Consider the following 16,790-nt stretch of genomic DNA (forward strand, 5'->3'; position numbering starts at 1 on the left):
CTACTCTTAGTACGAGAGGACCGGAGTGGACGCACCGATGGTGTGCCAGTTGTTTTGCCAGAAGCATAGCTGGGTAGCCAAGTGCGGCAGGGATAACCGCTGAAAGCATCTAAGCGGGAAGCCCCCTCAGAGATGAGTATTCCCTATTAAATTCCTTATAGACTATGAGGTTGATAGGCTGGAGGTGTAAGTATAGCAATATATTCAGCTGACCAGTACTAATAAATTGATTGGTTTAATAGTGATTCTATAGAAGTTATCTAAAACAAAAAAGTCGATATTCAGTTTTCAGGGAACAAAAAAAGCTTGCTATAAATATAGGCAATTTTTTTTTATATTTTTAGTTGTTTAATTTTTCCCCAAAAAGTGGGAATTTTTTTTAATTTAATGATGGCTTTATTCTTTTTTTAACTTAAATTTTAGTGGTTTTTATAACCAAAACAAGTTTAAATTGATTTTTTTTATGTTTGATTTAATAAAATATTCATCGATATTTAATAAATCTAGCAACTCTTTTGAGCTCTCAATCATGTGGAGAAACTATAACAAAATAATTAAAATTATCAAGACCTGCTTGATAATTTTAATTATTTATTTCGTAAGAAATTATTTTGATTTTAAAGTAGACAAAAAAATAAAACAATTTCTTATGAAATTCCTAAAGTAGAACTATTTTTTTTCTAATTTTTTATTAGAAAATTGTTAATTCTTAGTCAAATTGCAATATTTTTATAGTTTAAAAATATTTATCAAACATATGATATTAAATTTATTTTTAAGACCTTAAAATTTAAATTAAATAAAAAATTATTTCTTTATTTTAAAATCAATATCAAAATCATTTTTTATTTTTATAAATTCAACACCAAAGGTGCTAAATATTTTTAGGCTAGCTTTAAAATCATCTGCTTCCGGTTTATATTCACTAGCATAATAAACTTTCGATATTTTTGATTGGACAATTAATTTTGCACAGTTATAGCATGGCGAATGTGTAACATAAATTGCTGAACCTGGTTCAATTTTAGAATTAGTTAGATTAGCATTAATTATAGCATTTGCTTCAGCATGAACAACATATGTATATTTTGAATGTAGCACATCATCAGAACAACTTGGTCGATTCCATGGAAAGGCTAGGTCATTATCAACCTCGGTGTTATTAAAACTAGTCGGCATTCCATTGTAACCTAATGAAATGACATAATTATTTGGGCTTACAATACAGGCTCCTACTTTTGTTGTCGGGTCCTTAGATCTAAATGCACTTAATTTGGCTAAGGACATAAAATATATGTCTCATTTAATATTGTCTTTATGTTCGTTAAAAATAATATTTTTTGTCTTTGAATTCATAATAGTAAAATTTTATCACAATTTTAAAAAATCAGACTCCGCAGACCCTGATCTAAATTATTTAGTGAAATAAGCAAAAAAGCTCGGATAAGACATTAACTATGTTAATCCAATTCATTATGCTAAATAATTAGCCATAACAAGTTGAATTAAAAAAATTATATCAAAAATATCTAATATTGCTTTATTTTTTTATTTTATTTTTTATATTAATAAAACTACTAAAACTAAGTCGATTTTTATAAATAAATTTAAAAAGTATTATATTTTTTTGCAAAAAAATTTTAAATGTTGTTAAAATAATAAATGTTAGGAAAAAATGATGGACATAAAAAAAATAAATGAAAATTATCAAATTTCTAGTATGTTCACAGCTATAATAGCTGCATTTTTTGCTATTGAAATTATTAATTTCAACAAGGGTATTATTAAGATGAATTCTATGAATTCGTGAAATAAAAATATTATTCTTGGAGGAATTTGTAATGCAACTTATACATTTAAATATCATAATTAATAAGATTAAAATTAAAAAGAATAATATAGATTTTTCATATTTCAACATTATTTACCGTCCTAAGATTATGGATTTTAGAGGTACATAATTACTCAATAAACATAAGAATTTTCTTAATAAAAAAGTATCTTTTAGCATTTTCTTAATAAAACCCAGATTTAAATAATTTCAATAAAAAAGTAATAAAAATCAATCAAAAATGTATTAAAAAAGTCACATTGAAAGACAAGAGAAAATGCGCCTCTTTAAGAGCAAAACCTAACAAAAGATTAAAAATAATTTATAATTATTTTGTAATTTTATATAAGTCATTTTATATAACTAGATAATAATTTTTTAAATACAATAACACCTTAATGACTTTTATGGAATTATAAAAAATGGAGATTAAAATGAAAAAAGCAAACAAAATATTATTAGCTTCTTTACCTTTACTTAGTGCTTCAGTACCCCTGCTTTTAGCAAGCTGCAGCAACAACTTACAAAGCGGTAAAGTTCATAAATACGTGTTTGAATATAACTCACCTTATACAGGACAAGCATTTGTATATGATGCTTCAAGATCGTATGGTGGATATGTAAGTGTCGCAACGACACAACAAACTTCAGCTGGTTTGGTTCGCATTGAAAATATCGGAGAACCAGTTTTAACTAACAAAGTCAAAAAGGATCAAAGTGGTAAAATAATTGGAACTGCTCAATATATCACAACTCCAACTTGAACAAAAAAGGCATTAGCAATGGCTTCTGCAGTTGTTATAACAGATAAAAATGGTTCTATAACAACATTTGATTCCGATGATGCCGATATCATGGCAGAGCCTAATGGCGAAAAAGACGGAGTTAAATATTACACTTCTGCTTCTGTAGAATTAAAATCGAATAATCAAAAATCTATCAACAGTTTTAACTTTGATAATAAATTAAAATCAGCTACTAAAGTTCAATTTATTATTCGAAAAGGTGTTTTTTGAGTTGACGAAACGGGTAAAAAGACGAAATATGAAGTTAATGCAAAAGATTTTTATTACTCGTGATTAAGAACACTTTCTGTCAGTCAATCATTCAGAGATAAAAATGGTGGTTCTGAGGAACTTGATAAAGAGGCTGCCAAAGTTTTATCAGATGCTTCTTCATCAGCCTTTACTGATAAAGAGGAGTATTCAAATGATTATTTATTCAGTCTTTTCGGTATTGATCATAAGAAGTTTTCTGTAGAAAAAGAATTTATACAAAAAGTAGGACTAGATGATGCTGTAACATTTGAAAAAATTTCTAATCATGATGATCCAGAATTTACAGAGTTCTTTAATAAGTTAATATTGAGAGATTATACCTTTCAGCCAGCTCCTTCGCAATATATTGATGAAAAGAATCAAACAGAGCAATTGCCAGTATATAACTATAACGGTTTGCAAAATGGTGAAACCAAAAAATTTGAAGATAAGATTAAAAAATTAGATAAAAATTCTATAGTATATAAGGTTGGAGCCTATTGATATGGAGTAAGTTTAAAAAACACTTTATATAATGGCGCATATTATATATCACCTCAAAAAGGCCAAGAGTTAATTCTTAAGAAAAATAAGAATTACTATGATCAAAAATTTGTGAATAGCCCTGATACTATTGAACAAATAGTGTTTATATATAATCAAAACGTTGCGGCAGAAACATTTGCAGACAGAATTTTTAATAAGTACAAAGAAGGTAGCGTTTCACAAATTGCATTTAGTCAATTAAATAAAGCACAACAAGATGAAATTTTGAGAGATGGTAATAAATTTGGATTGCGTTACATTCAAGTTGTAAATACAAATAGACCATTTTATAGAAACGTTGCACAACCATTTGTTAGAGCACTTCCTCAAGGGCAAAAAACTAATTTCTATGAATTCAATGATGCTTTTGCTAAATTAGTTTATGGGGCAACAAGAGACGAGCTATCAAAAGGTTTAAATGATCCAAGTGAATTTATATCTGGTCGTGGATTAATTTTTAGAACTTTAATAAATGCTGCAATTAATTGAGATGAGTTTGCTTCGCAAGCAACCAGTTCTCAGTCATCGGCATGAATAGCAAAAGTTGCAGATGGTTCACCAATTGGCGGTAGTGACCAACAATCATCAAAATTCAGAACTCCAAATGATGTCAGAGACAGAATAAACTCTTTATTTGCTCTAAAGGCAGATAAGTCTGGAAAAATTGATTTTGGCACAATAGGCAAAGAAATAAGTCCTAGCGAAAATGAAGAAGTGTTATTTAAAAAGAATGGAACGAGATCGCAAAAACTTGAATCTGCCGGTTTTGAACAAATTAAAGAAGAACTAAAGAAATTAATTGATAATTTTTATAAAGAATTTCCTGAATATAAAGACCAAGATATTGAGTTTAAATATGCCTTTCCATTTATAAATATACCTAAGGGATATAAAACAGCATTTGAAAGTATTCAAGAAACATTTTCACAATTACATCCAAAATTAAAATTATCAATATATTACACTGATAATAAAGATGATCCTAGATTTGATAATTTTAGATCAAGAGGATCAAATGGATCAGAAACTGTTTCGTGATCATACGACTACGACTCAATCGGTTCAGGATATGATGGCCTTTCATTTAGCGCAAACCTAGTTCCAACATTAACTTGAATAGCAGCAAATGATTCAGGTGATAAAAACAAATTAATAAAAGAAAATTATCCAAAAATTTATCAACTTGCAAAGGATATGGTTAAATATGCTAACGAGGATGGACCACATAAGTGAATTGGTTCAGTACCGTTTGCGGATCTTCATTTAGTTGAAAACAAATATAAGGGACAATACCTACCATATACTACCTCTGTTACCTTTGAAAAAAGAACTGAAAACGGGAAAGAACACTATTTTCTAAAAAGAGATAGCAATAATAAAGCAATCCCTTGGACATCACATGATGGCAAGCATGGAACAGATGCTTATGCATGAACAGCAGCATTTTGATTACAATATATTGCAAAACATACTAATGAACAAGCAATTGAGTTAATGGAACAATTTACATCATTCTTTAATATTGGATTCACATATGCAATTTTTAAACAAAAGAACGAATTTGGTAGAGCATTAGTCGAGAAAAAATTTGTCGTACCTGATTCAACAAATCCTGGTGTCGATCTATATGTAGATTGAAAGATTAAAAACTAATTTATACAATGTTTAGATATATACGTCAAAGAATATTATTTGCACTCCTGACATTGTTTATTATAACTTTTGTTGTATATACACTTGTCAGCGCTTTTGGGCAAAGTCCGGTTAAAGCAATAGTTGAAAAACTATTTCAAAATCCTAAAAATAAGCTCTCAATTGAGCAACTTACATATGACAATGAAATAGCTTTTGGGCTTAGATATGAAGATGGTACGCCCATTCCTATCATCGTAAGATATTTCCGTTATATCGGAAATATCTTTCGTGGTGATTTTGGATTTATTATTAATAAAGAAAATAATCCAAATCCTTCTGAATATACTAACATACAATTATTATTTTTTACCCCATTAAAATATTCGATTAGAATTACTCTTCCTGCATTTATTATTAGCTCAATTAGCGGTATAACTATTGGTGTTTTTGCCGGTTATAAAAGGGGAAAATTATTTGACTCTGGCGCTAATTTATTTGTTCTATTATTTGTAGCAATTCCTTCATTTGTTTTAGCTCCGATATTAATTACCATTTCACTAAAAATTGGTATTCCAACCGTAGTTCCGAGAGACGCTCTTGAACCAACATTCGGTAAATTATTTGTATCATATCTACCGCCTGTGTTAATTATTACCTTAACTTCAATGGCTGTATATGTTAGTTATACAAGAAATCAAGTAATTACTGTATTAACATCTAATTATGTTTTAATAGCGAAAACTAAAGGATTGAAGGCTACTCAAATATTTTTTAAGTATGTATTAAGAAATATTTCGATTCCATTATTTAGCTTATTATTTGGCTCATTCCTTGGGCTATTGTCTGGTTCAATTATTATTGAAAGATACTGAGATGTTCCGGGAACAAGTACTGTTATTGCTAATTCATTCCCAACTGGAGAAATTAATATTATTATGTTTTCAACGATATTCTTTACTGGAATTGGATTAGCTGCTGAGATATTTGTAGATGTAATGTTTGCTGTATTAGATCCAAAAATTACATATTCTGCACAAAATAAGAAAAATTATTGGCTATTTTTTAAAGCATTTTTAGAAAGAAAGAAACTTGAAAAAGATCTATATGCAAAAAGGGCATTGAATCAACAAAACCATAATTCTATGTCTCAAAATCCATAATGAAAGGTAGGTTAGAACGTTAAATATGGAAGATAATTTACAATCTCAGATTAAAGAATTTAACAAAAAATACAAAATAAGTTCTGAACTATCTAGAAAGTTCGGTTTTGTTTCTGAAAGTGATAAGGTTCAAACCTCCTCAATAGCAGGGCGCCCTAAAAAAATGGCTATTGAAATTATAAAAAGATTCTTTTCAAACCCAATTGTTGTTGTTTCGCTAATTGTGTTTTTGTTTATATTACTGGCATCATTATTAATTCCATCAAGTCTAGTCACAAATTATACCCCCAACAAACCAATTAATGGTTATGATTTTATTAACTCGTTGCCGCCGGCATATTCACCTTTTGTAACTAAAGCTATAACACCCGACGATCAGATTTATAAATTCTATAATTATGTTGTTAGTCATGGAAAGGAATTAGGACAAGAAGTTGAATGAAATAATTGATTTGCATTCTTTACAAATTCAACAACCATTGACACTAATGATCAAGGTCAATTATTTATTCACTATAATGCTTATCATTTATTTAAAGCGTGAGTTCTGAATGGTTTAATTAACTCAAGACCTAACGGAGTTTTACTAACTGATGAATATGTAACTAAGGTTTTAATACCGCAAGTTCCTACATTAAAAACCATTTTAGGAACCTCTTCAACTGGTTATGATATATGAGTTACAACGTGATATGCAACATGGAGAGGGATTGAAATTGCTATTATTACCACAATAATTCAAGCTGTGTTTGGCATCACTTTAGGTGCGGTCCTTGGTTTTTATGCGGGTAAATTAATTGATACAATCATTATGAGAATAATTAATATTTTTAATGCTCCACCAACAATTATTTGGATTCTTATATTTGTTGGAATCTTTGGGACAAACCAAATTTCTTTGATTTTAGCTATGTCTATTGCTGGATGGCCATTGTTTGTGGGTTTAACAAGGTTATACATAATAACTGTTAAAAACGAGGAATATATAACAGCCTCAAAAGCAATAGGTGCTTCTGCCTCAAGACAAATATTTGTTCACGCCTTGCCTGCAATTATTGGGAAAATTGCTAATTCATTTGTTAAAAATGTCCCAAGTGTAATTTTATGAGTTGCATCATTGGCATTTCTTGGTTTCTTTAAATCTGGGAATGATACTAACTTAGGTCAGATCTTAATTGAATCGGCCTCAGAAGCTAGTGAAAACGTATGAGTAATCCTACTTCCGACATTAATATTATTATTACTATCATTATCGCTAAACTTTATGGCTCTCGGTATTCATGATGCCCTTGATCCTAGAGTAATAACTAAGGGAAAGAGAAAATAATTATGTCACAAATTAAAAAACAAACTACTCAAAAGCGATCATATTTATATTCTAGATTTCAATCGCAAGAAATAATGGAAGATGATAAATTGTTAGAAGTAAGAAATTTACATGTAAGTTTTCCAGCAGGCAGAAAAAAAACTATTCATATTGTTCGTGGTGTTGACTTGGATGTTAAGCGTGGGCAAATTGTAGGATTAGTTGGTGAATCAGGCTCTGGCAAATCAGTAACATCAAAAACGTTAATTAATGTTAATGAGAATGGAATTATAAGCGCTGATAAAATTCAAATTGGTGATTTGGAACTAAGCAACATTTTTAAAAAAGAAAAATATTGGCAAATTGTTCGAGGTCAAAAAATTGGATATATTCCTCAAGACCCCTTAACATCGCTAAACCCAACTCGCACCATCGGGAAACAATTATTAGATGCACTTAATAATAATACTGAGTGAAGTGCTAAAACATATACTGAAAAAAAATCCTATTTATTAGGTTTACTAAAAACATTTGGTTTAAGGGATGTAGAAAAGATTTTTAGTGCTTATCCTCATACACTGTCAGGTGGTATGAAACAAAGAATTGTTATTACTATGGTAGTTGCTCTTAAACCAGATTTAATTATTGCTGATGAGCCAACTACTGCTCTTGATCCTACTGTTCAGGCTAGTGTTCTCGCTTTATTTGAAGAAATTAGACAAAAAATGGGGATTTCCATTATCTTAATTAGCCATAACATTTCCGTCATTGCGAAATTCTGCGATTATATTTATGTTATGTATGCCGGAAGAATTGTTGAAAAAGGTTCGAAAGAAGAAATTTTTACACAACCCGCTCACCCATACACATGAGCTTTAATATCTGCTATTCCTGAATCAAAAGAGGAAAAATTGTATAACATTAAAGGAACGCCACCAGATATGGCTAACCTTCCTGTTGGTGACCCTTTTGCTCCTCGTAATGATTACGCTCTTGAAATTGATTTTATCAAAGAACCTCCTTTAATCCCAATAACTGAAACACACTCAGCTGCTACTTGATTATTAAGTCCTGAAGCACCGAAGGTTGAACTCACAAAAGATCTACAAAATCGTTTAGAATTATTTAAAAAGGCATTTCAAAATGAAAAATAAAGAAGAAAGAAAAGTTATATTATCAATTGATAATCTTAAAAAATATTTTGTTAGTCAAGGTATCATTAATAAAGCTGTTGATGGTGTATCTTTTGATCTTCATGAAGGAGAAATTGTTGGCCTTATTGGTGAGTCTGGTTCAGGGAAGACAACTGTTGGTAGAACAATATTGAGACTTTATGATGATTATAATGGATTTGTGCGACTAGAAGATAAAATAATTTCAGGTAAGCATATTAGCCTATCGCTTAAAAAATATCTACGTAAAAACGTTCAAATGATTTTTCAAGATCCTCATGCTTCTTTAAATAGTCAGCAAAATATTTATACAATCCTAAGAGAACCGTTATTAGTCAACGGTATAATGAAAACTAAAATAAATGATATTTTCAAAGATTGGTTAGAAGTCAAAAAAACATTTAAATATACATTTCAAATTCAAGCCATGAAGCTAGAACTTCAAAATTATCAAGAAATTAATCGCCTTGCTAATCCTTTCTTTTCAAAATGAAAAAAGGCATTCGCTGATTTTAAATTAGATGAGGAATTGAGCCGTGAAGATAACTTTTCGTTGTTTTATGCTTACCTAGAAGAAAAACAAAGAATGGAAAGTTTGATTATTAATAATATGTATTCAAACGCTTCGTCGTTGATAAATTTCTATTATGAAATGCAATCTAAATACCGTCGCGAAGAATTATCTAAGGAAGAATTAGCATATCGAAAAGCACAAGAAGAATTTAAGAAAATTAGTAAATTAAGTTGTTTATCTTGTGAACAATATGATGATGTGAAGGAATTGGAATATCTTCTTACTAAGAAAAAACAACTAATAAAAGAGCATAAACATCAAATTTATATTTCTAAAAATACGTTTAGTAACTTCTGTGTGGAAAATAAAAATGAAAGAGGCTTAGTGAATATTGCACGACTAATGTCTACTGATTTAGATTTCTATTTGTATAATTTAAAAAATGAATATCTATTCAAAGCAAGAGTGATGACCTTAAATTCATTAAAAAAATGTCTAACATTTTTACATTATGAAGATATAAAACAATTGGTTAAAGAGCTTGAAAGTTATGTTTTGAACTTTTATAATACACATCTAGAAAAAATTGAGTATTCAAAGATAATGTTAGCGCAAATTAAGCAAACATTAAAAGAAAATTTTAAGTTTGATTTTTCTAAATATACTGAAATTTCCAATAGAAATGAGCAAAACTTTCGCGATGAGTTAGAACAATTAAATTCACAAATATCTACTTTAAAGCAAAGAATAGCGCTAAAACAAGTTCCACAATATTCACATCAAGAATTGTCACAAGCGCATAAAAAACTTAAAGAAGCCAAAGAACTGTATTTGCAAGGTCGCTCTAACTTCTTAGTAAGTTATAAGAAAATTATTGATGACTTGTATCAACAAATCCAAATTGAAAAGGCAGAGTATCAACGTTTAGTGGCTGATCAAACTATTTGCAATGATTTATACAAAAAACATAAATTTGAATTCATTAAATATGTTAAAAATCTTTATGATACTAAAATTAATTCTCTAACCGAGAAATATAACGTATTAAAAGAATCACTAAAAGCAAAACCTAATGATCTAAATATTTTTAAAACAAATAAAGATATCAAAAGGATTCTTGAAAAAATTCAGGCTATCAAAAAAGATAAAGATACTGTTGTTAAAATGTATAACTCTGATATTGCCTTGAAAGAGGATACATTAAAATCATTTAATATCGAAAGAGATTATTTAAGAAAAGACATTAAGCGTATTTATCTATTACTTGGTATTGACTATAAATGAGTTGAATTAAATCTTAATAAGAAAAATAGCGAAAATGTTGACGTTCATCATACGAAATGGTCTAAAAGATTTAATCTTTATGATTATAAGTTTTCATTTCCATTTGCTAAATATTTAATTTCAGAATTATTGTATAAAATGATTATTTATCGTTCTCTTGAAGATGTTGGTTTATTAAAACAATTTGCATATCGCTATCCACATGAATTTAGTGGCGGACAATTACAACGTATTGTTATTGCTCGTGCATTGATTACTGAACCAAAAGTTATTGTTGCCGATGAACCAATTGCTTCTCTTGATATTTCTATTCAGGCGCAAGTTGTTAATTTGTTAAAAGATTTATGTATTAGAAAAAATATTGGTTTAATATTTATTGCCCATGATTTGAGTATGATTGAATATGTTGCAGATAATGTGCAAATTATGCATTTAGGCAAGATTGTAGAAAGCGGTAAAACGGAAGCTATTTATAATAATCCTTTACACCCATATACAATTAATTTGTTTAAGGCAATTCCCAAAATATCAAATGCTAATGAAAAGTTTCAAAATGTTTCATTTAATATTGATTATATTTATGAGCAACAGTTTCCAAATATGCCAATTAATTATCAAGTTGATAAAGAACATTGAATATACGGAACAAAAGAACAAATTGCAAAATGAGTTAAAAAATAGTTTAACTAAACATTAGACGAATAATATTGTCTAATGTTTTTTTATCTGTTTTAATTATAATTAATTAAGTATAATTAGTAATTAAAGAGAACAGATATGAAGAAAAAAAATTATAGAAAAAGTCAATATAGAAAATCTGGAAGTTATTGATCACGAAGCTGAACACTAGGTAATATTATTTATTTTTTTATTTCAATTTTTTTAATGATTTTAATGATATTATTAACAGGTTTTTTAAAAAAGCAGAGTTCTGTAAAAATAACATGGTCTAATGCAATTAGTGTTGGTTGTGTAACTGTTATGGGTATTGGCTTATTGGTCTTAATTTCTCGTAGCGGATTTGGTAAAGGATTGGCCTCGCCGATATTAAGCTTTTATCATAATTATCGCATTAACATGCGCGCTAAGGCTAAATATTATTCTGGTATGAATCAATTTGAAAAAGATAAGATTTTAAATAGTGAAAGAAATGCTTATAATATCGAACAAGCAAAAAAAAGCAAGAACAAAAATATTTTAGGGTCAACTAACTTGGCTTCATATCTCATTATCGGCATTTCCTCCCTTACACTAGTTATTGGTATGCTAGCAATACATTTATAAGAATTTTAATTAATAATAAATTAAAAAACAAAAGAAGGAATTTTTATGAAATATTTAATCGGAAATTTTAAGATGAATAAAACTTTTTTAGATGTCGAATCTTATATCGATGCTCTTGATTATCTCATAGATGAAAATAAAGCCAAATTAAATAACATTAAGATTGGCATTGCCCCTTCATTTGATAGCACATATATAGCTTATAATAATCCTCAGCGTAGTTATTTATTTGGATTGCAAAATATATTCCATGAATTAAATGGTGCTTATACTGGTGAAGTATCGCTTAATGTGGCAATTGAAGCAAATGTTGATTTTGTAATTATCGGACATAGTGAAAGAAGATTATTATTTAGCGAAACTGATGAATTAATCAACCAAAAAATATTGCATCTTAAAAAAACTAATATTAAAACTATATTATGTATCGGAGAATCGATAAACGAATTCGAAACTGGCCGTACGTTTGATGTTTTACAAAAGCAAATCCAAAGCGCCCTAAAAGGCATTAGTGATTATAATAATTTAATTATTTCATATGAGCCTGTTTATTGTATTGGCAATGGAATTATTCCAAAGATTGAACATATCCAAAATGTTGTAAATTTTATTCACAATGAATTGGATAAAAATGTTCCTGTTTTATATGGTGGCTCTGTTTGCTTTAATAGTATAGAAAGATTGGAACAAGTAAAGAATTTGAGCGGATATCTTGTTGGAAAGGGTTCGCTAAATGCAAATGACTTTGTATCGCTAGCATTAAAAATTAAATAAAATAATGAGTTTTAGCATATAAATTTTATTTTCTTTTACTTAGAGCCATAAATTATGAAGCAAGACAATTTTAAGAAGCACAACTATTTATAAAATCAAAAAATGAAATTTAAAAAAATTAAAATTCAACTTATTTTAAGTTGTTTTTTAATTTTAATGATGTATGAATCTCTTATAATATAAAGACATAAACTTATAAAAAATATGTTATTAAAATTGGTTACTATTAAAAATATTTAGGAAATATTATAATTTTTTTCTCGTGCTCTATACAATATAAGTGCATATATAAATTATTGTATTAATATAAAAAACATTGATTTTAGTCATAAAAAAGCATAATGTTATATATGCTTTGATGAAATATTTTATAAAGGAATAATTATGATGAAAAGAAAAAAACTAGTGTTGGCATTGTGTTTAACATTGTCAGCTAGCTTGGTTATTGCTGGAGCAACAGCAATAACTTATACGTCGATTAAAAAAAGCAATCAAATAAGGCTTCAAAGAGATTTATTGATTGCCGAAAAAACAAAACTTGTTAATCAAAAGCAAGCGCAATTAGAATCTGCAAAAGATAAGTTAACAAAAGCGCAAGATAAACAAAAAGAATTGAGTAAGAAAATTAGCGATATTGAAAGAAATATTAAAAATATTCAATCTTCAAATCAAGATATCCAAGATAAGATAGACCAAGCTAGTTTGAATTTAGTTAGCAAGGAAGCAGAACTTAACACTTCTAATAGTGCTTTAGAGATGGCGAGGACTAAGTTAGAAGATGCTAAACAAGAGCAGAAAAAAATTCAATCTGATTTTAATAGCGCCAAAAAACTTTTTGATGAAAAATTAGAAAATTTTAATTTAAAAACAGCGCAATTAGAAGAAGCTAATAAGTTATTAAAAGAAGCAAAAACAAAGAAAGAATTAGCACAGAAGCAATTGGAAGATGCCAAAATTTTAAGTCAACAAAAATCAGGGGAATTAATTCAAAAGGAACAGTCCCTACCCCAATTAATGCAAGCTATTAAAGATGCTACTGATGAGAAGAAAAATGCTTCGGATAAGGCAAGTAAGGTTTCTACTGAGTATGAATCAAAAAAGAAAGATCTAGATAGCATAACAAGCGAATTAGATCAATTAAAAACGCAGCAAAATCAACTTTCTAATGAATATATGTTGGCTAAGCAAAAATTAGATGGATTATCAGAAGCAGTTACAAATAATGAAAAACGCATTGAAGAAGCTGTTAAAAAAATCAAAGAAACTGACAATACGATTACTTTAAAAACAGAAGAAGTAAATAATTTATCTAATGATATAGAAAAAATTAGAGAACCTCACAACATTGTTTTAATGCAACTAGATGAAGCAAAAAAACACTTGTCGATAAGCGATGAAGATTTAAAACAAAAGACAGAATCATTTAACAATGCTAATCAAGCCTTGATAGAAGCACAACAAGAATTGCAAAATGCTAAACAAGAGATAGTTGATGCCAAACAAAATCTAGATCAAAAAACAATAGAATTAGCCCAAAATGAAAAAGAAAAAAATAGACTTGAAAAAGAAAAAGAGGTTCTTGAAAATAATCAAAGAGATTTACGCCAAAAATTTGATGATCTCCAAATGCAAGAGCAAGAGGCGCAAGTTGAATTTGAAGAAAAGAAAGATGAGTTAGAAAGAGTTTTAAAAGAATATGCACAAGTGGCTCAACAATTTGAACAAGCACAACAAAAAGTCGACGAAATAGAACAGCAAAGATCGGAAGCCTTAAAAAATTTAGAAGACGCTACAAATGCACCCCAAACTAAACCAGCTGAAATTTCGGAATTAAAAAATAAAATAGCTCAAATACAGCGTTCATTAGAAGAAATTAAGAATAAACAAGAGCAAGACCAAAAAATATCTGATGATGCAAAGCAAAAATTCCCACAATTAGATGCTAAATACCAGTCTAAACTGCAAGAAAAAACCGTTATTGAAGAACAATTGGCAGAAAAAAGAAATAATGAGAACGAAGCTAAAAACGAACTAGATCAAAGAATTTTAGAATTAAGCCAAAAAGAAGCTTCTAAGAGTGAAGCAATGCAAGCAAAGCAGGAAGCTGAGCAAAACAAAGATACATTAGCTCAGGAAATTCTAGTTTTAGAAGATGAATTAGTTCAATTAGAAGCTAAAATTACTAGTGCAAATGCTGAATATGAAAAAGCCGAAAAAGAAGCCCAAGAGGCTAAAGCGGAATTTAATAAGATACAAAAAGAGAAAAATAGACTTTTTGAAAAAGTTATAGATTTAACAAAAAAATTAAATGCAAAAAAAATTGATTTTGCTGAATTTTCAAAAGCTGATAAAGAAGCTTTTAATTATCTTAAAAATACCTTTAATCCCGCAATGACTAAATTAAGCAATAAAGAGCGAGAAAGAAATAATAAAAAGACTAACAAGGATAATTTAGAAAAACAAAAAGTCAAAACACAGGAATTTGTTAACACTAAAAAACAAGAATTAGAAAATGCTAAAGCACAAATAGCAGAGAAGGACGAATTATTAAGACGTCTAGAAGTTGAATTAGAAAGCTATAACAACGCCAAAAGTGAGGCAAGTGCTAAGTATAATACTGTTTTAAATACTTTGAAAGCTACGGAAGAGAAAGCTAGAGTCATTTTTGCTGAAACAAATACACTTCAAGCGGAAGTTGAGACTCTATTAAAGTCTCAAAATGATGCTGATACAGCTATTGAACAAGCCAAAAATGAAATTGATGCTAAAAATGAAGAAATAGAGCAAACTAATAAACTAATCGAGCAAGCTGAAAAAGATTTAGCTGACGCAAATGAAAATAAAGCAAAAGCGCAACAAACCTTGGAAGAAGCTAATCTTAAGAAAACAGAAGCCGAAGCTGAAAAAGCCAAAATTGAACCAGAATTTAAATCAAAATCAGAAGAAAAGGCTCAAAAAGAGGAAGCATCTAGTGTAGCTGAAGACGCTTACCAACAAATTAAGCAACAAAAGGATAGCTATTTCGAAAGCTTAGAAGAATTAACAACTGAGATTGCTCAAACAAAAAGCAATATAAACCTACAAAAAAATATTATTTCCAAAGGTAAGGAAGCGCTTGAAGCAGCAAAAACTAGAAATGAAGAATCCACAAAAAGAGAAACTAGCGCATTAAATGATTTAGCTCAAAAAACAAAGGAATTTGAGGAAAAACAATTAGCTAAAAATGAATCTGAAAAAAATAATCAAGACTTAGTTCAAAAGAAAAATGAAGCCCAGAAAACCTTTGATGAATCTGATCATAATTTCCAACAAAAAACAAGAAACTTGGAGCAAGCGACAAATGATTTAAAAACTGCGCAACAAGAAAATAAGAAAGCTAAAGAAGAAAAACAAGCTGCGGAGGCTGATTTAAAAATTGCTAAAGCTGATCTTTCTAACAAAAGAATGCAAGCACAAGAAAATGCAAGTAGAGCCAAAATGAAATTAGATGAAAAGACTAAGGAAGTTGATTCAAAAATCGAGGCAGTAAATCAAGTTAAAAGCATTGAATCTAAGGCAAAGGAAGCTAAAGATATTGCTGATCAAAAACATAATGAAGCAATTCAAAAATTTAATGATGCTAATAGTAATTTAAGTAATACAAATAAACAAATAAAAGAAATAAAAGAGGCTATAGCAAAAGCTAGCGAAACAATTGCCAACGCACCTCAAGCAATTGAAAATATAAGTAAAAACATTTCCCAACAAGAAAAAAATATTCAAGAAAAGCAAAATGCTGTAAATGTTGCATTGCAAGAAAAACAAGCCGTTCAATTTCCTAAGGAAATGAAGGAAAAACTGCTAGATGATGCAAATAAAAAAATAGAGAAACAACAAAATGATGTTGAATCTAAAACAAATTTAATAACTGAAATAAATAAAGAATTAGAAGATATTAAAAATCAAAAAGCAGAAGCCGAATCAAAAATCAATAATTTTGGTACTAAAATTCAGCAAGAACTAAAAAATAAAGAATTAGCACAAAAAGAATTAGATAAACTTACTAGTGAAGTTAGTCAAAAAATTCAGGATGTCGCAGAAAAAACCGAGAGTCTAGAAGCTGCTAAACAAGATTTACTAAAAGCCACCCAAACAAGATAAAAAATATTTTTAAGTAAAACAACCAATTTCATTTAGAAGTTTCTTGTTTTACTTTTTTATTTATCTTAATATATGACATGTTAAAACATGCAAAATAAGAAAAAATA

The 16,790-nt window shown here is 28.8% G+C and carries 10 protein-coding genes and 1 rRNA gene; 10 read left to right on the forward strand and 1 reads right to left on the reverse strand.

What is annotated here, in order from left to right; genetic code table 4:
• Positions 1-243 (forward strand): 23S ribosomal RNA (locus tag ACWXVU_RS01780); the annotation flags it as partial.
• A 564-nt stretch (positions 244-807) separates the two neighbouring features.
• Here the strand turns inward: ACWXVU_RS01780 and ACWXVU_RS01785 are convergent.
• The gene (locus ACWXVU_RS01785) at positions 808-1,356 is read right to left on the reverse strand and encodes a deoxycytidylate deaminase (protein ID WP_444705162.1); all 549 of its coding nucleotides are present in this window, start codon (positions 1,354-1,356) and stop codon (positions 808-810) included.
• A gap of 364 nt (positions 1,357-1,720) precedes the next feature.
• On the opposite strand from ACWXVU_RS01785, the gene ACWXVU_RS01790 reads away from it, so the two are divergent.
• The 9 genes from ACWXVU_RS01790 (at position 1,721) to ACWXVU_RS01830 (ending at position 16,683) form a co-directional block, all read left to right on the forward strand.
• Positions 1,721-1,873 carry a hypothetical protein gene (locus ACWXVU_RS01790; RefSeq protein ID WP_438340877.1) on the forward strand — a complete coding sequence of 51 codons (153 nt, stop codon included), beginning with the start codon at positions 1,721-1,723 and terminating at the stop codon, positions 1,871-1,873.
• 392 nt (positions 1,874-2,265) lie between these two features.
• Positions 2,266-5,067 (forward strand): OppA family ABC transporter substrate-binding lipoprotein, encoded by a 2,802-nt coding sequence (locus ACWXVU_RS01795; protein WP_456012057.1) that lies wholly within the window; start codon positions 2,266-2,268, stop codon positions 5,065-5,067.
• Positions 5,068-5,075: 8 nt separating this feature from the next.
• Positions 5,076-6,209 (forward strand): ABC transporter permease subunit, encoded by a 1,134-nt coding sequence (locus ACWXVU_RS01800; RefSeq protein WP_438340875.1) that lies wholly within the window; start codon positions 5,076-5,078, stop codon positions 6,207-6,209.
• A 25-nt stretch (positions 6,210-6,234) separates the two neighbouring features.
• Positions 6,235-7,536, forward strand: coding sequence for an ABC transporter permease subunit (locus ACWXVU_RS01805; RefSeq protein WP_438340874.1), 1,302 nt, complete (start codon positions 6,235-6,237; stop codon positions 7,534-7,536).
• A 2-nt stretch (positions 7,537-7,538) separates the two neighbouring features.
• The gene (locus ACWXVU_RS01810) at positions 7,539-8,669 is read left to right on the forward strand and encodes an oligopeptide/dipeptide ABC transporter ATP-binding protein (RefSeq protein ID WP_438340873.1); all 1,131 of its coding nucleotides are present in this window, start codon (positions 7,539-7,541) and stop codon (positions 8,667-8,669) included.
• Entirely contained in the window at positions 8,659-11,166 is a 2,508-nt protein-coding gene (locus ACWXVU_RS01815) for an ATP-binding cassette domain-containing protein (RefSeq protein WP_456012058.1), read from the forward strand. Before ACWXVU_RS01810 ends, ACWXVU_RS01815 begins: the two co-directional genes overlap by 11 nt.
• Before the next feature lie 96 nt (positions 11,167-11,262).
• Complete coding sequence (locus tag ACWXVU_RS01820; RefSeq protein WP_438340871.1) at positions 11,263-11,769, forward strand: hypothetical protein; 507 nt, start codon at positions 11,263-11,265, stop codon at positions 11,767-11,769.
• Between the two features lie 45 nt (positions 11,770-11,814).
• Positions 11,815-12,543, forward strand: a complete 729-nt coding sequence (locus ACWXVU_RS01825) for a triose-phosphate isomerase (RefSeq protein WP_456012059.1) — start codon at positions 11,815-11,817, stop codon at positions 12,541-12,543.
• A 384-nt stretch (positions 12,544-12,927) separates the two neighbouring features.
• Entirely contained in the window at positions 12,928-16,683 is a 3,756-nt protein-coding gene (locus tag ACWXVU_RS01830) for a hypothetical protein (protein ID WP_456012061.1), read from the forward strand.
• The last annotated feature ends 107 nt before the right edge of the window (positions 16,684-16,790 follow it).

The sequence above is a fragment of the Mycoplasma sp. 2575 genome, assembly GCF_053851635.1.